Source organism: Pseudophaeobacter flagellatus, from assembly GCF_021228235.1.
Classification (GTDB): Bacteria; Pseudomonadota; Alphaproteobacteria; order Rhodobacterales; family Rhodobacteraceae; genus Pseudophaeobacter; species Pseudophaeobacter flagellatus.
Genome location: NZ_JAJQRG010000003.1, coordinates 354,924 through 372,518 on the forward strand (window position 1 = coordinate 354,924; position 17,595 = coordinate 372,518).

The 17,595-nt window shown below is 59.4% G+C and carries 15 protein-coding genes; 6 read left to right on the forward strand and 9 right to left on the reverse strand.

The features are described from left to right. The first annotated feature begins 210 nt into the window (after positions 1-210). The 6 genes from proC to LRK71_RS08085 all read left to right on the forward strand — a co-directional run bounded on the left by proC (position 211) and on the right by LRK71_RS08085 (position 12,552). A complete protein-coding gene (proC, locus tag LRK71_RS08060) occupies positions 211-990 on the forward strand; it encodes a pyrroline-5-carboxylate reductase (protein WP_232402477.1) in 780 nt (259 codons plus the stop codon). A gap of 35 nt (positions 991-1,025) precedes the next feature. Continuing rightward, complete coding sequence (locus tag LRK71_RS08065) at positions 1,026-2,306, forward strand: glutamate-5-semialdehyde dehydrogenase (RefSeq protein WP_232402479.1); 1,281 nt, start codon at positions 1,026-1,028, stop codon at positions 2,304-2,306. A 210-nt stretch (positions 2,307-2,516) separates the two neighbouring features. Beyond that, positions 2,517-3,275: an enoyl-CoA hydratase-related protein gene (locus tag LRK71_RS08070; protein ID WP_232402482.1), complete on the forward strand. Its 759-nt coding sequence runs from the start codon at positions 2,517-2,519 to the stop codon at positions 3,273-3,275. A gap of 286 nt (positions 3,276-3,561) precedes the next feature. After that, entirely contained in the window at positions 3,562-5,907 is a 2,346-nt protein-coding gene (locus tag LRK71_RS08075) for a FecR domain-containing protein (RefSeq protein WP_232402484.1), read from the forward strand. Between the two features lie 54 nt (positions 5,908-5,961). After that, a complete protein-coding gene (locus LRK71_RS08080; RefSeq protein ID WP_232402486.1) occupies positions 5,962-10,821 on the forward strand; it encodes a PKD domain-containing protein in 4,860 nt (1,619 codons plus the stop codon). 9 nt (positions 10,822-10,830) lie between these two features. After that, positions 10,831-12,552, forward strand: a complete 1,722-nt coding sequence (locus LRK71_RS08085; RefSeq protein ID WP_232402487.1) for an adenylate/guanylate cyclase domain-containing protein — start codon at positions 10,831-10,833, stop codon at positions 12,550-12,552. Positions 12,553-12,918: 366 nt separating this feature from the next. On the opposite strand, the gene LRK71_RS08090 is transcribed toward LRK71_RS08085, so the two are convergent. The 9 genes from LRK71_RS08090 to LRK71_RS08130 form a co-directional block, all read right to left on the reverse strand. After that, positions 12,919-13,998: a tyrosine-type recombinase/integrase gene (locus tag LRK71_RS08090; protein WP_232402488.1), complete on the reverse strand. Its 1,080-nt coding sequence runs from the start codon at positions 13,996-13,998 to the stop codon at positions 12,919-12,921. Between the two features lie 226 nt (positions 13,999-14,224). After that, positions 14,225-14,383, reverse strand: a complete 159-nt coding sequence (locus tag LRK71_RS08095) for a hypothetical protein (protein ID WP_232402489.1) — start codon at positions 14,381-14,383, stop codon at positions 14,225-14,227. Continuing rightward, positions 14,373-14,930 carry a hypothetical protein gene (locus tag LRK71_RS08100; protein WP_232402490.1) on the reverse strand — a complete coding sequence of 186 codons (558 nt, stop codon included), beginning with the start codon at positions 14,928-14,930 and terminating at the stop codon, positions 14,373-14,375. The genes LRK71_RS08095 and LRK71_RS08100 overlap by 11 nt, the downstream gene beginning before the upstream one ends. Next, complete coding sequence (locus LRK71_RS08105; protein WP_232402491.1) at positions 14,912-15,328, reverse strand: hypothetical protein; 417 nt, start codon at positions 15,326-15,328, stop codon at positions 14,912-14,914. The genes LRK71_RS08100 and LRK71_RS08105 overlap by 19 nt, the downstream gene beginning before the upstream one ends. 23 nt (positions 15,329-15,351) lie before the next feature. After that, positions 15,352-15,624 carry an ASCH domain-containing protein gene (locus LRK71_RS08110; RefSeq protein WP_232402493.1) on the reverse strand — a complete coding sequence of 91 codons (273 nt, stop codon included), beginning with the start codon at positions 15,622-15,624 and terminating at the stop codon, positions 15,352-15,354. After that, positions 15,621-16,280, reverse strand: coding sequence for a hypothetical protein (locus LRK71_RS08115; RefSeq protein WP_232402494.1), 660 nt, complete (start codon positions 16,278-16,280; stop codon positions 15,621-15,623). The genes LRK71_RS08110 and LRK71_RS08115 overlap by 4 nt, the downstream gene beginning before the upstream one ends. A 12-nt stretch (positions 16,281-16,292) precedes the next feature. After that, the gene (locus LRK71_RS08120; protein WP_232402495.1) at positions 16,293-16,553 is read right to left on the reverse strand and encodes a hypothetical protein; all 261 of its coding nucleotides are present in this window, start codon (positions 16,551-16,553) and stop codon (positions 16,293-16,295) included. 80 nt (positions 16,554-16,633) lie between these two features. Continuing rightward, positions 16,634-16,963, reverse strand: a complete 330-nt coding sequence (locus LRK71_RS08125; RefSeq protein ID WP_232402496.1) for a hypothetical protein — start codon at positions 16,961-16,963, stop codon at positions 16,634-16,636. 235 nt (positions 16,964-17,198) lie between these two features. Next, positions 17,199-17,468 (reverse strand): hypothetical protein, encoded by a 270-nt coding sequence (locus LRK71_RS08130; protein ID WP_232402497.1) that lies wholly within the window; start codon positions 17,466-17,468, stop codon positions 17,199-17,201. Positions 17,469-17,595: the final 127 nt, after the last annotated feature.

Genomic DNA, 17,595 nt, shown 5'->3' on the forward strand with positions numbered 1-17,595 from the left:
CGTAGCCAGATAGCTAGACCTCATTCAGTGATGGTGTCTGTATAACACGTAGACCGCACATGAATGCAAATAGGTTGCTGCAATGCAGCGTCCGCGGTGGGGTGGTTTACCCCCCTGGTGCCGACGGGAAACACCACCAGATTCGGCCCCCGTTTCAGGCCGGGCAACAGGCAGCGCCTGCGGGTCTGGGTAAGAGAAAGGAAAGCGACGATGAAGATACTTTTGATTGGCTGCGGCAAGATGGGCGGGGCGATGTTGCGCCAGTGGGTCCGACGCGATGAGCATGAATTCACCGTCGCCGACCCCGCTGCAGCTGACCTGCCAGAGGGTGTGCGTCATGTCACAAAAACGACAGATCTGCCCTCGGGTGCATTTGATGTTGTTGTGATCGCCATCAAGCCGCAAATGATCAAAGATCTGCTGCCCGCCTACACCCATGCGCTGAAACCCGGCGGTTGTTTTGTGTCGATCGCGGCGGGCTATAGTCTGGACAGTCTGACGGAGATCACCGGTGAGGCGGCGATCATCCGGATTATGCCGAACCTGGCTGCGATGGTCGGGCTTGGGGTTTCGGGGCTTTATGCCAATGCATCCTGCAGCGCAGAGCAGGTTGAACAGGTCAGCGCCTTTATCGCCGAGACGGGCCGCTGCGTCCCACTGGCCAATGAAGATGAGATCGACCGGCTGACCGCGGTGAGCGGCAGCGGGCCGGGCTATGTGTTTGAAATGATGCGTAGCTATGTCGCGGCAGCCATGGGGCTGGGCTTTGACGAAGACACTGCGCGTGCCTTGGTTTTTGACACCATCACTGGAACGGTGGAAACCGCGCGTCAGTCGGACGCCTCGCTTGAAGAACTGCGCAACTCGGTCACCAGTAAAAACGGCACAACCCAAGCCGGGCTGGATGAGCTGCGCCGAGATGGCCAATTGCATGCGCTGTTTGAAAACACCGTGCAGGCCGCCTATCGCCGCGCCGCCGAATTGAAATGATGCGGGCGCGCTTGGCGCGCCAGACAGGATTTACCATGAATACGATGACTACTGAAACAGATAAGCCGCAGATCAAGGCCCTGGTTGATACCCTTGGCCAGCGGGCACGGGCGGCGGCGCAGGCCCTGGCCCTGGCCACAGCCGAGCAGCGCAACCTTGCGCTGCGCGAATCCGCCAAAGCGCTGCGCGAGAGCAGCGACGCAATTCTGGCCGCCAATGCGCAGGATCTCGACAGTATCCGGGGCAGCGGCAAAGATGCGGCTTTTATCGACCGGCTGACCCTGACGGCGGATCGGGTGGCGGATATGGCGGCGGCGGTAGAGGCCATTGCCGACCAGTCGGATCCGCTGGGCCGGTGTCTTGCAACATTTGAACGTCCCAATGGGTTGAAGATCGAGCGCAGAAGCGTACCGATTGGCGTGATTGCGATGATCTACGAATCGCGTCCCAACGTTGGATCAGATGCCGGGGCGCTGTGCATGAAATCCGGCAATGCGGTGATCCTGCGCGGTGGCTCTGAAAGTCTGCATTCCTCGCGGGTGATCGTGGCCTGTCTGGCGCGTGGCCTCAAGGTTGCGGGCCTGCCGGAAGATGCGGTGCAACTGGTGGATACCCGCGACCGTGAGGCCGTCAAACTGCTGTTGCACAGTACCGAGAGCGTCGACCTCGTGATTCCCCGTGGTGGGCGTGGTCTGGTCTCTTTGGTACAGGCAGAGGCGCGTGTGCCAACGCTGCTGCATCTGGATGGCAACAACCACAGCTATATTCACGAAAGCGCCGAGATTACCAAGGCGGTTGGCATTGTGCAAAACGCCAAGATGCGTCGCACCGGGATTTGTGGTGCTACGGAATGTGTGGTGATCGACCGCAAGATTGCCGATCAGGTCCTGCCGAAGCTGGCGCAAGAGCTGGGCGATTGCGAGCTGCGCGGCGATGCGGCCGCACAACAGATCCTGGCCAATATGACGCCCGCCACAGATGAAGACTGGGATACGGAATACCTGAGCAACATCATTTCGGTGAAAATCGTTGAAGACCTGCAAGAGGCGATCACATTTGTTCAGGCCCATTCCTCGGGTCATACGGATGCCATCGTCGCCGAGGATCACCAGGCCGCTGCGCGCTTTATGACGGCAATTGATTCTGCAGTGGTGATGCACAATGCCTCAACCCAGTTTGCCGATGGCGGCGAATTTGGCATGGGGGCTGAGATCGGCATTGCCACCGGCAAAATGCATGCGCGTGGGCCGGTGGGCAGCGAACAGCTGACCAGCTTTAAGTATTTTGTCTTTGGCGACGGCCAGCAACGCCCCTGAGGCCGCGACGGTTGATCTGAGATAGCACAGCGACGCCGCCGCAGGGGGTGGCTTGCTTTGCGTAACGGCAGCAGCCGCTGTGACACAGGGTAACCTGTGACAGCGGCTGCTTTGTTTTGTAGGCAAAGATATAAGGGGCGGTGCGCAACTCTCTGGGTGCGGGGGTGGTGAATGGCTTCTGGCGAAACCTAAACACATCGGGCGGATATGATGAGCGAGACAATTACCCTGCAAACCCTGGATAAGGTCACCACGCTGACCATCAACCGGCCAGCCAAGCGCAATGCGATCACGCAAGAGATGTATGGCGCAATGGCAGCGGCGCTGCGCGCCTATGAGGCCGCACCCGATCAGCGCGCTTTTGTCATCACCGGGTCCGAAGACTATTTCACCGCAGGCAATGATTTGCAGGATTTCTCTATGGCTGATCATTCAGCCGAGCAGCCTCCCGTGGCCCAGTTTCTAGCGGCGATTTCGACCTGTTCAAAACCGGTGATCGCCGCCGTCAATGGCCCGGCGATAGGCATTGGCCTGACCATGCTGCTGCATTGCGATCTGGTGTATGCGGCTGAAAGTGCCACCTTTACCGCGCCTTTTGTCAAACTGGCGCTGGTGCCAGAGGCGGCCTCTTCGATGCTGCTTGCGGCCTCGGTTGGTATGGCGGTGGCCAATGATATACTGCTGGCAGGCCGTAGTCTTAGCGCGGCTGAAGCACATGATTATGGCCTGATTTCGCGGGTCTTTTCGGATGCAACACTGACAGAAGAGGTCGCAGCCCTGGCGAAACATGTGGCGCGCTCTGCGCCAGAGGCGATGAAGCTGTCAAAGTCGCTGATCCGTCACCAGCGTGACCAGGTCGCCGCGCATATGGCGCAAGAGGCCGATCTGTTTGTCGCGCAGCTGAAATCGCCGGAATTTTCCGAGGTGGTCTCGGCTATGATGCAGAAGAGAGAGCCCTCTTTTTCCTGATCGGCCCCTTTGGTGGTGGGGGGCTGAATTCCGACCTCTTGTCTGCCCGCCGTCGGGGCGTAGGCCAAGTGGAATATTTCAACCCAGCCAAATCTGGTGGCAGGTGGGGTCATTTCCTGCTCCGGCCTACCTGCGGTTGAATTGCGCGGCAGTAACAAGGGGTCAGCGGTGGCTATTTAGCTGCCCGCTCTCGATTTTTCCTTGCTGAAAAGGGGCTAATCAGGAAAGATATGTAAAAATTAACTAGTTTTGAAAACTTCGACAGACCCGGTTTTGAGGATGCTGCATGAAGTTTAATGTACCCAGTGCTTCAATAAATGTTCGACTGCATTTTGCAGCCGTGGTGGTAGGGCTGACTCTCTGTTCTACGTTGACCTTGGCCGCTGAACCGCGTGGGTTGGACGCGCCGATGCAGATCGTCCGATTGGCTGAGGGGGACAGTATTCGTGGTGTGGTTGGCCAGTATCTGAACGACCCGGATCTGTGGCCAACTGTTCTTGAGATCAACGATATCGCCTCTGTTGCCGATCTGGTTCCGGGGATGACCCTAAAACTGCCGGTGCAGCAGGTGCAGGCCGCTGATGCAGCTCTGACGACCTCCCTTGCAGCCATTCAAAAAGCCACCTCCGAGGGCGCCGGGATCTTTGCACCGCGTCAAATTGGCAGCGCCATTGAAAACCGCGACGCTGCTGTTGCCCAGCGTCAGACGGGCTCTTGGCGCAAGGTGGTAAGCTTTGCCACGATTGCCACCGACTTTGCTGTCGAGGCGCTGGAAATAGCGCTCGCCCAGCGTGACAAGGCTGCCGAGGCATTGGTCTCGGATGTCCAGGGGACCGTGGAGGGGCGAACTCCGGTGCAGTTGGGGTGGTCGGGCCGAAAGGTGAACGACATCCTTGTCGAGTTTGAACGCATGCGCACGCTGTCAAACAGTACCACCCAGATAACCTTTCGGGATCTGAGCAGACTGCGGCTGAACCCGAATTCCAATGCCACGATCCAACGCATGCGATCGGATCCGCTGACCGGGGGCGAAGTCACCAAGGTATCGCTTGTGAATGGTGATTTCTATGCTCTGCTCAACCAGCTGTCAGAAAAGACCTCTTTCGAGATTGAGGTTCCAGGGGTTCAAACCAATTCCGGATCGGGGGATTTCTGGGTCAAGAATGACCCATCAGGGGCGCGGTTTGTAAACTACGACGACAGCCGTATCGAAATCACCCGCAATGGTGAAAGCATCCTGCTGGGCGAAAACGAGGGCGCGGTGCTTGGGGGACAGGGGATTGAAAAGGCAGATGTCCTTGTCAGCCCGGTGCTGCTCGCGCCGCCTATGGGCGGTATCATCTATACCAAGGTTTCTGGGGTGACTTGGCAGGCCTTTGATCAGGCAGAGGCCTATTGGCTAGAGATTGCCAGCGATCCCGGATTCAATCATATGCAGATTTCAGAGTGGGGCATCCGAGAGACCCGCTTTGACGCGCCCCTGCCGCCGGCCCGTTATCATTGGCGGGTCGCCGCGCTTGATCAGCTGGGCCTGCCGGGGCAATGGAGCAAGGCGCAGGATTTCACCGTGCGTCATGACAAGAACCCGCCCTTCCTGACCCTGCTGTCACCGGGGCCTGCTGTCATCGTGGCCAGGCCGTTTGTAGAGGTTCTGGGCGCGACCGAGACGGATGCGCTGTTAACGCTGAATGGCGCTGCTTTGGACAGGGCGGGCGACGGCAGCTTTGCCACCCGTCTTGCGCTGAAAGAGGGGCCTAACACAATATCGGTGGTGGCGACGGATCCAGCTGGCAATACCAGCACCCGCAGCCAAACCGTGACTTTCCGCCCCGCCGCCTCGATCAAGATCACGCTGGACCCGACGCAGCCGCGGCGCGGCGATACTCTGGCAACCCGGTCGGCGGATCTGTCTGTTTTTGCCCAAACAACGGCAGAACCTGACGCCCTCGCGCGCGTCCGGGATGCACAGGGAGAGATCGTTGTACAGACCCGCGTCACCGACAGCGGTGGCTTGCGTTTCACTGTTCCTGCCAGGCCCGCAGAGCGCAGCTATCAGATAGAGGTTCTGGGGCCGAAGGGCGCTGTCGAGGGGCGGCTGAAGTTCACCGTGCTGCGCGATCAGACCGCGCCAGAGATTGACCTGGACCTGCCGCCGCCGCGCGCCACCTCTGAGGCTGAGATGGACCTTTCCGGCTTTGCCGGGGATGCTACCGCGCTGGAGTTGAACGGCAGTCCGGTCACGATGACATCCGGGCGGTTCGCGCTGGATCTGGTATTGCAGCCAGGTCTGAACATTTTTGAACTGGCCGCAAGCGATGCGGTGGGCAATGTGAATGTGAAACAGTTTCAAAGCGTTCTGGACCTCGCACCGCCTGAAATTCTGGCAATTGATTTCAGCCGCCCACAGGGTGTGAAGGGTCCGATAGAACTGAAGGTTGCCGCCAAGGATGCCAGCGGCTTGCGCCAGGCTGCGCCCTTTATCGTGGCTGTTGGCGGTACCGAAATCGAGGGATTTATGCGCTGCGATTCCGCCAGCGGGCTTTGCCGCACAACTTTGCCGCCGCAGGACGGGGCCCTCAGGGTGATTGAACTGATCATCGAGGATTACGCCGGAAATACAGCGATCAAGTAATCAAGAAAGATATTGACCCCAGGCCGAAACCTATGCCGTGAAAGGATGACAGCTATGAGGATGATTTTTCGTTTGGCAGTGGTGACTGTACTGGTGCTGGCCGGGATGTTTACGAATGGAGCCATGTCTCAGGAAACAGAGACAAAGGAAGGCCTGCTGGTGGTCTATGGCGTTTTGGCGCCGACCCGTGAAGGGGATGTCGACCACCGTGAACAGATATTTGTCAGTGTGCCTGCGGATCTGCGCGATCGCTTTTACCTGCGGATTTTTGACCCGGAAGTGTCTGGCTTTGGCGATTTCACCTATGGCGGCACTGGCAATGCGCTGACCACCTTTCGGATTTTTGGTGGCGCGGGGGCCTATAGTGCGGCTGATCGCCCTGCGCCGGAGCCGGATGGCGCGCGCGTGCCGCAGCAAAGACGGGTTGAACCAATCACCGGCCCCGGAACCTTGTTGAAAGACGTGAGTTTTGGCAACGACAGGTCAACGGACAAAAGCTGGGTGAGCCTGTCTGCATTGCAGGCGAAACAGGGGGAAGTGATCGGCCAGCGCGCCTATTTCCGTCTTGATATTCAGGGCAACGGCGGCGATGACGGCAATGGGTTTTCGGTTGCTGTCAGCCTGGCGCGAGACCGCAACAAACCGGTAGAGGGGGCGGATATGTTTGCCTTTCGCCCCACCGTGCGCTGGTGGAAAGGGCAACCTGCAACCCAGATCTGGCTGCAGCCGGACAGCACAGGCCCCCACCAGATCCAGAGTTTTGATGCAGCCAGGGGCACCCTGGCGCTGACCACGGATTATGTCGATGTTCCGGTACGGGTGTCAGGCCAGGATTTCTGGACCTCGGATCAGGTTCCGCTGGAGGGCGACAATCTCGCGCTGAGCCTGGTGGGCGGCTTTGAAACGCCTAACGATGTGACGCTGGCGGTGTTTGATGCCGAGGGCAACCCCGTGCCTTTGCAAATGCCGCCCCGGCGGGCCCCGACGCCGGCCCGCCCCAGTGCCATTGCGACGGGCCGCCCGCTGGCGGATTGCCGTAGCGTTGCCTTTGATGGCGACCCGTCCTTTGGGCGCAGGCCTCTTGCCTATGACTGGGATTTTGGTGACGGCACCAAGAGTGACGCCGCCGTCATTGCCCACCGCTATGATCAAGAGGGGCATTATACCGCTCGCCTGCGCGTGCTGGAACAGGGGGTGCGTCCTGGTCGCGGGGCCGAGGTCAAGATCCCGGTGCACATCCGAAGCGCCCCCATCGCAAAGGCCGGAGCAGAGGTTGTTGTCGCGCCGGGGCAGATGCTGGATTTTGACGCCTCCGGATCGCAGGCCTCGGACTCGCCGATTACCCGGTTCCACTGGACCTTTGGTGATGGAAGCCAGTCCAATGCGGCTCAAACGCAAAAATCCTATGCGGCGCCAGGCCAATACCGTGTGGTGCTGCGCGTCGAAGACGACAGTGCCCATCCCTGCAATTTTGGCCTGTCCACCAGGCTTGTGATCGTCAATGCCCGGCCCATCGCCGAAGCGGGCCGCAATCAATCGGCCATTGTTGGGCAATCGGTGCGTTTCAATGGTGGTGCCAGCTATGACATTGATGGCGGGATTTCGGCCTATCAGTGGGACATGGGCGATGGCACACGGCTAAGCGGTGAAACGGTTGATCATGTGTTTGAAAAGGAAGGTAAATATGATGTTGCCCTGCGCGTGATCGATGGGAGCGGTGTTGCCAATGACAGCAGGGTGGATCGGATGCAGGTGGTGGTGAATGCGCCGCCAGAGCCGCAGTTTACCATCCCGGAGCGCCCCATTTCGGTGGCCGAGGTTGCGACACTGGATGCCAGTGCCTCTACCGACGGTGATGGCGCAATCCTGAGCTATCAATGGGATTTTGGCGACGGCGTCGTCGCGGAGGGCCCCAGGGTGAACTATGCCTGGAGCCAGCCTGGGGTTTTCCCGGTGACGCTGACCGTGCTGGATGACAGCGGCACGGCCTCGGCGCTGCAGCGGCTGACGCGAAACGTCACCGTGGATGCCGCCCCGGTGGCTGATGCCGGGCCAGACCAATATGTGACCGCCAGCGAGGTGCGCTTTGATGGTCGCGGCTCATGGGATGCCGAGGGGCAGATCACCTCTTATGATTGGGATTTTGGCGACGGCACCACGGGGCAGGGCGCAACTGTTGATCATGCCTATCTCCGTCCCGGTGTTTTTGAGGTCGCCTTGCTTGTGCGCGACGACAGCGGCGCGCCGCTGAACCGGCATCGCGACACCATGACAGTCACCATCAATGCCAGCCCAATTGCCGATGCCGGCCCGCCGCAGACGGTTGCCCCGGGGGAGGAATTCGTTCTTAGCGCCCACGCCAGTGTGGATCCGGATGGCGATATTTCACAATATGTCTGGGCGTTTCCCGATGGCCGCCAGGCCCGCGGCCTGCGGGTTGCGCAGAGTATATCTGAGCCGGGACTGCATCGCATCGGGCTGACGGTGCATGACAATTTTCAGGGTGGCGCAGCCTCGGACGAAAGCGAAGCGTTGATCACCGTCAACAGGGCACCGGTTGCGGTCGCCGGGGCCGATATGCTGATCGCGCCTGATGATACAGTTATATTTGATGCCTCCCAGTCCTTTGATGCGGATGGGCGCATTCAAGGGTTTCGCTGGGAATTTGATGATCTTGGCGCCCCACTGGAGGCCCCCGTGGTGGAGCGGGCCTATGTGAATCCAGGCGTCTGGTCGGCACAGCTCTTTGTGACGGACGACAGTGGGGTGGCGAATAGTACTGCAACCGATAGCCTGACCATTCGGGTAAACAGCCAACCGGTGGCCGAGGCCGGACCGGCAATCATCAGCGATGATCTGCATGTCCGGCTAAGCGCAGTCGGCTCTGCTGATAGCGATGGTGACGCGCTGATCTACCGCTGGGATTTTGGCGATGGCTCCGCGCCTGCTGTTGGGCTGGAGGTCTTGCATGTGTTTCCCGGTGCGGGGGTCTACCCGATCACCCTGCAGGTTGACGATGGCACCGGCCTGTCAAATGCACGGGCAATTGATGCAACCTCGGTGACCATCACCGCCAGACCTGTTGCCAATGCCGGCGGCAATCGTGATGTCTGCTCGGGCGAGCCAATCCTGTTTGATGCCTCTGACAGTCTGGATCCGGACGGCGGGCTGCTGCGCTATTCCTGGGATTTTGGCGATGGCTCCAGATCAGAACTGATCAACCCGACCAAGACCTACGAGCAGCCCGGGGTCTATCCCGTTACTCTTACGGTCAACAATGAAACGGGGAGTGATCGCGGCAGCAGCCTTGACCGGATCGCGGCAATTGTCCGTAAAGGCCCAATTGCAGATGCTGGGCCAGACAGGACCGTCTGCACCAACAGCAAGGTGCGCTTTGATGGGGCAGGCTCTTCCGACGCGGATGGGGCGGTAAATGCCTACGCCTGGACATTTGGTGAAGGCGGTACAGCCAGCGGTGAATCGCCAGAGTATCTGTTTGACACAGCAGGGGACTATACCGTGACCCTGACCATCACGGGGGAGGCGCTTGGCAGGTGCAGCCCGCTTGATATCGATACGGCTGCGGTCACCGTCATCGAAGCCCCGGGCCTGCAGGTTCTTGGCCCGGATCGGGTGGCCGCTGTAGTAGAGGCGGGCTTTCGCGCCGGTCTTTCGCGGCTTGGCCAGTCGGTGCCAGAACGTTTTCAGTGGGATTTTGGCGATGGGAGCCAGGGCTCTGGCGAGGAGGTCACGCACAGCTATGCCAAGCCGGGGACCTATCTGGTGACCCTGTCAGCAGAGCTGAGCGGGGGCAGTGCCGAGTGTGGTACGCTAGAGGCGCGCCGAAAGGTCACTGTCAATGCCGCGCCTCAGCCGGTGATCACTGGCCCCTCTGTCGTGGCCGTAGGTCAAGCGGTGGTTTTTGAGGCCGACAAGAGCAGCGACAGCGACGGTGCGGTGACCGCCTTTGATTGGGATTTTGGCGATGGTCAGTCCGCAAGCGGCGTCTTGGCCGCGCACAGCTTTGCCGAGCCGGGGCGCTATACCGTGACGCTTAGCGCCACAGACGACGCTGCGGTAGCGAACAGTCGGGCGACCACGACCCAAGAGGTAACGGTCAATCGGCCGCCGCTGGCCGGATTGTCGCGGCGCGGCATCGTTTGTCCCAAGGTTGATCTTGACTGGACCGTTGCCGCAGATGCAGGCACGCAGGTTGCATGGGATCTGGGCGATGGGACCACCGCAAAGGGCAACAGTCTCTCGCATCCCTTTGCACAGCCGGGTCTATATCCGGTTGTGGTCACTCTGGATGATGGGCGCGGGTTGGCGAACAGTCGCAATAGTGAAGCAACCTATGTCCGGGTGAATGCCGCGCCAAGCGCCCTTGCCGGCCCCGACAGGCTGGTCTGTGCGCAAGACACCGTTGTGTTTGACGCAGGCGCATCCGGCGATCTGGACGGGAGCCTGACGAAATGGATCTGGGAATTTGCGGATGGGGTTGTACTGGAAGGCGCACGGGTCGAGCGCAGTTTCCCCGCTGCCATGGATACCAGCGTTCGCCTGACAGTCACGGATGACAGTGGGGCACCGGCCTGTGCGACAGGGACGGACAGTGCCCGTATTCTGGTGAATGCGCCGCCGCAGGTGGACGCGGGCCCTGACAGACAGGTCATGGTCGGGGCCAGCCATGATGTGGTGCGCTTTGACGCCAGCGCGAGCAAAGATCCCGATGGGCAAGGCGTTCATCTGAACTGGATGTTCGGCGATGGCAGCGAAGCCTCGGGTGCAATTGTGCGTCACCGATATTCCGCCCCCGGTACCTACAAGGTGCAGGTGGTCGCACGTGATACCAGCGGTTTGATCTGTGGTACCGCAACAGATACGGCGACGATAACCGCAATAGCACGAGAGTAGGGGAAGGCGATGAAGTTTCCCCTGCGCCTGAAATTTTTTGTTTTTGCCAGCCTTCTGGCTGTGGCACCTATGGTTTTGGTCGCGCATAATCTAACACGCCTGACGCGGGATGAACTGAAAAGCGCCGCCAATGAAGAGCTGACAACCGTTGCCGCCCAGCTGCGGACAGAATTTGACAGCACCTTTCGCGGGCAATGGCTTACACCGCTCATGGTGATCCGCAATGGTATCGACAGTGACGCGCTTGGGGTGCCGCAAAAGATCTCGCTGCTGACGCTGGGGCTGGAAGAGCTGCCGCAGATGGTTGCGCTGCAGCTCTCGGTGCAGGGGTCGGATCTGCCCATCCTGGTAACCAATGAAAGATTTTCCAATAGGTTGGTGCAAAATGGCCTGGATCCGATCGAGACACTTACCACGTCGGCCGATCTTATCAGTGCCATTGAGGGCACCGGTCAATTTGGCCGCCCGCTGATTGCACAGCTCAGCGAGACGGGCGATTGGCTGGCGACACTGGCGCTGCCGTTGACCAGCACAATTGCCGGGCGGCAGGTGACCATGGCCGCCAAAATCGATCTCTCTGTGTTGGGGGAAATGGTGAAACGCCACCCTTTTGCCCAGCGTGGAGAGATCACGGTGATTGATCATGCAGGGCGCCAGGTTTTGGGCGACCAGGTTGAACTGTTGACCGATCGCAGTATTGTAAGCTCGGCCCTGCCGCTGATTGTTGCCGGGGCCAGGGCTGATGCGCTGGAGCCCTATACCCGCCCGGATGGCAGCGCGATGCTGGGGGCCTACGCCTTTCCGGATTGGTTCCCATGGGCTGTTATTACAGAGCTAAGCGAAGCCAGCGCCTATGCGGTCAGCAATGCCATCACGCGCCAGATCCTGGTGATTGGGCTGGTTGGTTTTGCCATTGCCAGCCTGGGCGCGATGATCTTTGCCCGGCAACTGACGCAGCCAGTCCTGTCTATTGGCCAGGTGGCTGAACGGGTGCGCCAGGGGGACTTTACCGCTCGCGTCGAAAACATTCGAACCGGCGATGAAATCGCCGATTTGGCGAGACGTTTCAACCAGATGATTAGCCAACTGGGCCAGCGGCTGGAGCTGATGAAATTTGTGTCCGAGGGCACAATCTCAGCGATCCGCAAGGCCGATCAGGCCGGCATATCGCGCGGTGGAGAACGCAGCAGTGTTTCGGTGATCTTTACCGATATTCGGGGCTATACAGAGTTTTCGGAACGTGTCGCGCCAGAGGTGGTGATCGAGGCTCTGAACTGCTATTTTGAGGTGCAGACAGTGATCGTGACCCGGCATCACGGCGACATCGACAAGTTTATCGGCGATGCCTTGGTGGCGATCTTTGAAGGCACGGATAAAGAACTGCGGGCTGTCACCTGCGGTGTCGAGATCACCGAGGCAATGACGAGCCTGCTAGAGGAATATCCAGAATACAACCTGCATGTGGGCATTGGTGTGGCCTCCGGAGAGGTCGTCAAGGGCGCGATTGGCGCGCGCAACCGGATGGATTTCACAGTATTGGGATCAACGGTCAACCTTTCGGCTCGGCTCTGCAGTAAAGCAGCACCAGAACAGGTTCTGGTTGATCAGGAAACGATGAAAGCCAGTCAGTTACAGGGCGACCTTCAATTTATTGAACTGGCCCCGATCATGCTAAAAGGCTATGCTAATCCGGTGCAAGCCTATTCGGCCTTGCGGCATATACAGCCCTAGGGTGGGCCTTTCCCAAGGCCACGTCCCTTGCCTTCCTATCTTAACGGAAGGTGATGGCCAATAGTCCAGAAATTTTCCCGGCACCAGTCGCGCAGATAAAGTGCAGGATGGCGAAGCACCGGGCAACAGGCCTGGAGGGCGCATCACCGAAGTTGCTGACTGGGCGTGATAAATGTGAAAAGGCCCGATGCAAAATGCATCGAGCCTTATGAATTCTGGTGCACCTGAGAGGATTCGAACCTCTGGCCTCTGCCTTCGGAGGGCAGCGCCATAGGGTTTGTTCACCTTTATTTCCTGAAATACCCCTAATTTGTTCAGGGTTCATCACCCTTCATAAGTGCCGTAACTGTTACGCGTAACAGAAACCTAACGGCGCTCAACCGCTCGCAGGGCAGACTCCTGGAAGCTCGGGGAGTGGTGACCGTATACCTTTTCTATGGTCTCGGCGCTGGTGGCAAAGAAGCCAGCCGCATCCCAGATGGTCGCGCCATTTTGCAAGGCCCAGGTGATTGCGGTGTGCTTCAACGTATGAGGCGTGCAAGGGGTCACGCCGGAATCCTTTACTGCCTTCGAGAACGCGCGCTTTACGTCTCCAACCCTGGCGCCTTGATATTCCACCGCCCAGATTGCGCCATCGGCCTGCCAGCGGCGTAGGTGTGCAGCCAGTTGGCGAGGAATGCGTGCCGGGGTGCGTCGCTTCTTAGTTTGGCGCTCAGCGTCACTTCGGCGAAACATGATGCCTCGCTTAAGATCAAACCAGCCTCCAACAGTATTGGGCTTAAAGCCCATGCGAAGGATCGCATCCTTTCTGGTGCCGGTGTAAAGTGCAATCAAGATAAATCGGGCGAGGTGGCTGGCCTTGTGCCCCTTGTAAGCCGTCCAAAGCAGATTCGCCGCTTCATCGCGCGTCAGCCAGCGCTCGGTTGAGTCCGGCTTGTCTGGCAGCGTCACAGAGGGGGCTGATGTGATGTAGCCTTCAGCGTGTCCGTAATTGATGGCTCTCTGCAGAACGCCCAGTTCTCGGCGCACTGTGCCCGGCGACACTGCTGCGAAGGCGCTGGGCTCTTTCGTTTCCGGGTCCCGGGCAATGACCTTTTTGCGGGTCTTGGCGTAGCGACGGCAGGTCTGACCCTTCACATGGCTAAGTTTAAGTTCAGACCAGAAGGGGAGCAAGGCATCCAACGCGTAGCCGATGCGCTCAGGCGCTGCCACTGTTGGGGCATATTCTTCCGCGTAGATTGCCAGTACCTCACCGCAGGTTATGTTGGCCGGCTCATTTGCAGAACCTTCCCGGCCTTTGGTGGCGATGTAGGCGGCGAGCGCTTTTTCAGCTTCGAGGCGGCTTGCACAGCCCGTTGACCGGTCTGGCTGTCCGGTATCCCGGATGTACCAGTACGGGCGATGATTGAATTTGTGGAGGCGTGCGCCCTTGCTTGGTCTCGGCATGCTATAATCAACTTCGAAAAATCGTTGCGGTCAATGCGGATGGCTCGGCCCATGCGTACAAGGAAGCCGTGCTGTTCCGCGGCGGATTTGAGGGAGCCTTTCGGCACGCCCAGTTCGCTTGCGGCAGCATCAAGGGTGGCTAGATCTGGGCGCATATGTTTCTCCTGCTGGCGTGGCTTCGTTTCGGGTGAATGGGGAGGCCCTCCTACGGCCGGGGCGGTGGGGGTTAGCGAAACCTTGCCAAAGCCTTGTTGAAGAGAAAGCCAGCGGACTGGAATAGAGCGACCGCCAAGAGCCCCCCAATTACCGCCCCAAATCCAAGGCTAACGCCAAGTTCAAATAGGGCGCTGTCTGCGATAACGATGATCGGTCTTTCACTGGTCATGGGTCTCTCCTGGGGAGGTATAGGTCTGGGCAGACTTGCGCACCGCCGCACCAGACGCTGGGTCAGCACGAAGGTAATCAAGATCGGCGTGGGTAGGGTCGATCAGGGCCAGCAAGAAGGACCGCGTTAGCGCGTGGCATTCGCCGCCGCCTTTGGGAACGTGCGCTTCGTATGCAGCAGCCGCATATGCTCCCGCTGCCGTTGCGGCCTTTTGCAGTTCTCGTTGATCTTCGGTCAGCTTTTTGCCGCTCATATCGGCGTCTACGGCATCGAGCATATCTTGCACGGCTTTGGTGTCGTAAGAGGGAGTAAGTTCTTCGAGGTAGTTGGTGTCAGCGATGCCGATCACTGACGCATCTTCACCCCTGACCATTAAGCCAATACCGCGCCCATCCGCCAAGAGGGAAGCAAGTGGACCGAGGCGGTCTCGCACGGCCCAAGAGAGAGCCGCAGCATCCACTTCGGCAGCCTTCATTTTTTCGGGGCAAAACGCGGTTTCGTTTTCGTTTTCGTTTTCGGCTTCGGGGATCAGATCAATTTTTTGCATTTGGGTTCCTTCGGGTGGGGGTTAGGATACGGTTTCGTCGGTGCCGGATGTTTCCCGTTGGCACGCTGGACGGCTGCAGCGATATCAATTTCACCTTCGACCTTTGGCGGTGTTTTCCAAGTCATGTCAGCCTCTGTAGGTTTCGGGGCGGTGGGGGCTGATGTGTTGATGTGTTTCTCGTTTTCTGCGTCAAAGCTGCGGGCTATGATCTGTGCCGTGGTGAGCCATTCATCGGTCGGCATGGCGCGAGGGCGGGTGCAGATGCAGACCAATCCGCCGAACGCGAAATCGGACTTTCGGATCAACAGAGCTTCGTTGCTGTCCAGCCGATCCTGCACATGCCAGCCTTCTGGGAACCCGTCCGTTAATATCCGATCATTGAAGCGTGGCGCGGTCATGGGGCCTCCGGGGTTGGTTGGATTCAGTTGACGCGGATCGCATAGACCTCGACCGGATCGGGGCCGAAATGCGGGTGCGTGATGGTGGTTTTGCGATAGCCAAGCCAAGGGCGCGATATGCGGCGGCTCGTGTCTGCTTTGGGCGGGTAGCCCTTGGTCAGCTCGATATTGAAGTATGACCGGCCCTCTAGGCGCTTTGCCCAGTAGTTGTTGGCTTCCCGGTATTCCTCAACCTTCTCACCGCGCTTGATTTGGTCAAAGTAAATGCCCTTCAAGGGGAGGTGCAGCGTACTCATGCCACCCGCTCCATTCGAGAGGCGTGACTGCCCCACTGGCCTGCCATTGCTGCAGCGATGCCAGGAAAGAACTTGCTGCGCATCTTCCAGCGTTCGGCGCCCGGGCTCGCCTTGTGAACGCTGTCGCGGGCGGTGCTGCCGTCGAGAGTGCCGGTAGCTGCCAAAGGCGGCAGGTTGCGCAGCCAGAAACAGGTTCTCTTGCGCTCATTGTCAGGGCCATTGGGATCGGTCGCAAATTGCCACGGCTGCACTGTCTGAGCCGGGGGATGATAGTTCTGGATCCGCTCTTTTGCATGTTTATGCATGACCGGGTTTTCAACTGCGACACAGGGAATGTGAGGCACGTTCCAGACAGCAGAGAATAGCGCGGCGCCATCATCCAATTCGGACCACATGTCCTGCAGGCTGCGGCCCGTAGGAGCCTTGGAGAGCCACCGGACTCCGCTATTGCAGAGCCGGGTGCAAGGCGGGTGCATGACGGCCATCAGGTCCCAATCCCCCTGCATCACGTCGAGAATGTCGCCTTGAATGTGGCGGTTGGTGGGCGTGTCAGATGGGAGCAGGTCGCAAGACCAGGCATCGTGCCCAAGGGCGAGAAATGCCTCCCTCACGACGCCGCTGGTCTCGCATCCAATCAGAACTTTCAATTGCTTCATGGTCAATTCCGTTCAGCGTGGGGTGGGGAGGCGACCGGCGCTGATTTCGAAATCAGTGTGCAGGCGCTGAAAGCGTTGGAAGGCCTTGGCATTTGTGGCCAGTTCCTTGCGGCTTTTGATTTGGCAGACGGTGCGCAAATGTTCAGTGGCTGCAGTCGGGCTGAACTGCTCGCCATGCAGACCGTTGCGGGTTGCGGCGTAGCGCTGAAAAGCCACGTCATGGGCGAGCATCGCGGCGCTCATGGGAGCCTTTTCCTGGGTGATCTGCTGCATGGGTGCCTCCTGTTGATCAGTTGGGGCGCGGCGGTTGTCCGTGAGTGATGGGCTTTTAGTGCCGCGCCCCTGTGCAGCGCTCACGCTGCGGGTGTGTCGGTGGTGCTCGGCGCGGGGCCTTGGCCGTTGTAGGGGCAATCCGGCCTGCCATCGGTGGCGCGGCGGTTGCGGCCACCAGCCTTATGGGCGGCTGCGGTCCAGGCGGTGATGGCATCAAAGAAGTTGTAGGCGCTTGCCTTGATGCTGTGCAATTCGGCGCGGTGGGTCAGGTTTTCGGGTTCCCACCAGTCCTGCGGATCATCACTGGGCGGGGTCAGTGTGCCGCCGAGATCCTGAAACCGCAGAATTTTGCAAAGGCCCTGCTGGGCGGTGATTTCCGCCGTGTCTGCGGCCAATGTGTGTGCGGGCATGGTGTGACCTCGGTGGGGATGGTGCGCGGGCGGTGAACTTTGGAGGAGGACTGAGCCGCCCGCGCCACTCCGCGCAGTCGGGATGAGGGCGCGGAATTCTGAAAGGCTGGACTGTCGCCGTCCTCCTGGCGCTGTCCGGTTTGCCTATGGGGGCTGCGGGGGTGCCCGCTGGCAGGCCCAGGGGCTTTGCTTGCACCGCGTTGTGAAATTCATCCGGGCACGGCGGCTCGATAGATCACGCGGCATGGCGGCGCTGAACCCGGTAGCCCTGTTTGGCGGCATAGCTGCGCACAGTCTCGCCAACCCGGTTCAGGGTCTGGTCAATAGGTTCAGGTGCTGGCGTAGGCTGCCCGATCAGGTGCTGAGGGTGCAGGCGCAGCGGGTCAAATCCCTGGCCGCGCGCGGCCTTCATAGTGGCCCAAGCTGCAGAAAACAGGCTGGTGTCGTGCAGGTGATCCTCGGGCGAGCTGACGATCTGGCGGGCCGTTTTGGTAATGTCGTTCATTCAATCCTCCATCGGTTGATGTGATGATTGATAAAGGGGACAAAAATCCCTGTCAATATGTTTAGGGGAAAATTGTCCCCATATTTTGATTTGAGCACAACGTTCATGTTGCGAAACGTTGTGAAAT

Coding starts and splice junctions, on each gene's coding strand:
- LRK71_RS08100 (WP_232402490.1), bottom strand. CDS start 14,930: ATGCAAAAAATTGATCTGATCCCCGAAGCCGAAAACGAAAACGAAAAC.
- LRK71_RS08065 (WP_232402479.1), top strand. CDS start 1,026: ATGAATACGATGACTACTGAAACAGATAAGCCGCAGATCAAGGCCCTG.
- LRK71_RS08125 (WP_232402496.1), bottom strand. CDS start 16,963: ATGCCCGCACACACATTGGCCGCAGACACGGCGGAAATCACCGCCCAG.
- LRK71_RS08070 (WP_232402482.1), top strand. CDS start 2,517: ATGAGCGAGACAATTACCCTGCAAACCCTGGATAAGGTCACCACGCTG.
- LRK71_RS08095 (WP_232402489.1), bottom strand. CDS start 14,383: ATGACCAGTGAAAGACCGATCATCGTTATCGCAGACAGCGCCCTATTT.
- LRK71_RS08115 (WP_232402494.1), bottom strand. CDS start 16,280: ATGAAGCAATTGAAAGTTCTGATTGGATGCGAGACCAGCGGCGTCGTG.
- LRK71_RS08090 (WP_232402488.1), bottom strand. CDS start 13,998: ATGCCGAGACCAAGCAAGGGCGCACGCCTCCACAAATTCAATCATCGC.
- LRK71_RS08130 (WP_232402497.1), bottom strand. CDS start 17,468: ATGAACGACATTACCAAAACGGCCCGCCAGATCGTCAGCTCGCCCGAG.
- LRK71_RS08105 (WP_232402491.1), bottom strand. CDS start 15,328: ATGACCGCGCCACGCTTCAATGATCGGATATTAACGGACGGGTTCCCA.
- proC (WP_232402477.1), top strand. CDS start 211: ATGAAGATACTTTTGATTGGCTGCGGCAAGATGGGCGGGGCGATGTTG.
- LRK71_RS08120 (WP_232402495.1), bottom strand. CDS start 16,553: ATGCAGCAGATCACCCAGGAAAAGGCTCCCATGAGCGCCGCGATGCTC.
- LRK71_RS08085 (WP_232402487.1), top strand. CDS start 10,831: ATGAAGTTTCCCCTGCGCCTGAAATTTTTTGTTTTTGCCAGCCTTCTG.
- LRK71_RS08110 (WP_232402493.1), bottom strand. CDS start 15,624: ATGAGTACGCTGCACCTCCCCTTGAAGGGCATTTACTTTGACCAAATC.
- LRK71_RS08075 (WP_232402484.1), top strand. CDS start 3,562: ATGAAGTTTAATGTACCCAGTGCTTCAATAAATGTTCGACTGCATTTT.
- LRK71_RS08080 (WP_232402486.1), top strand. CDS start 5,962: ATGAGGATGATTTTTCGTTTGGCAGTGGTGACTGTACTGGTGCTGGCC.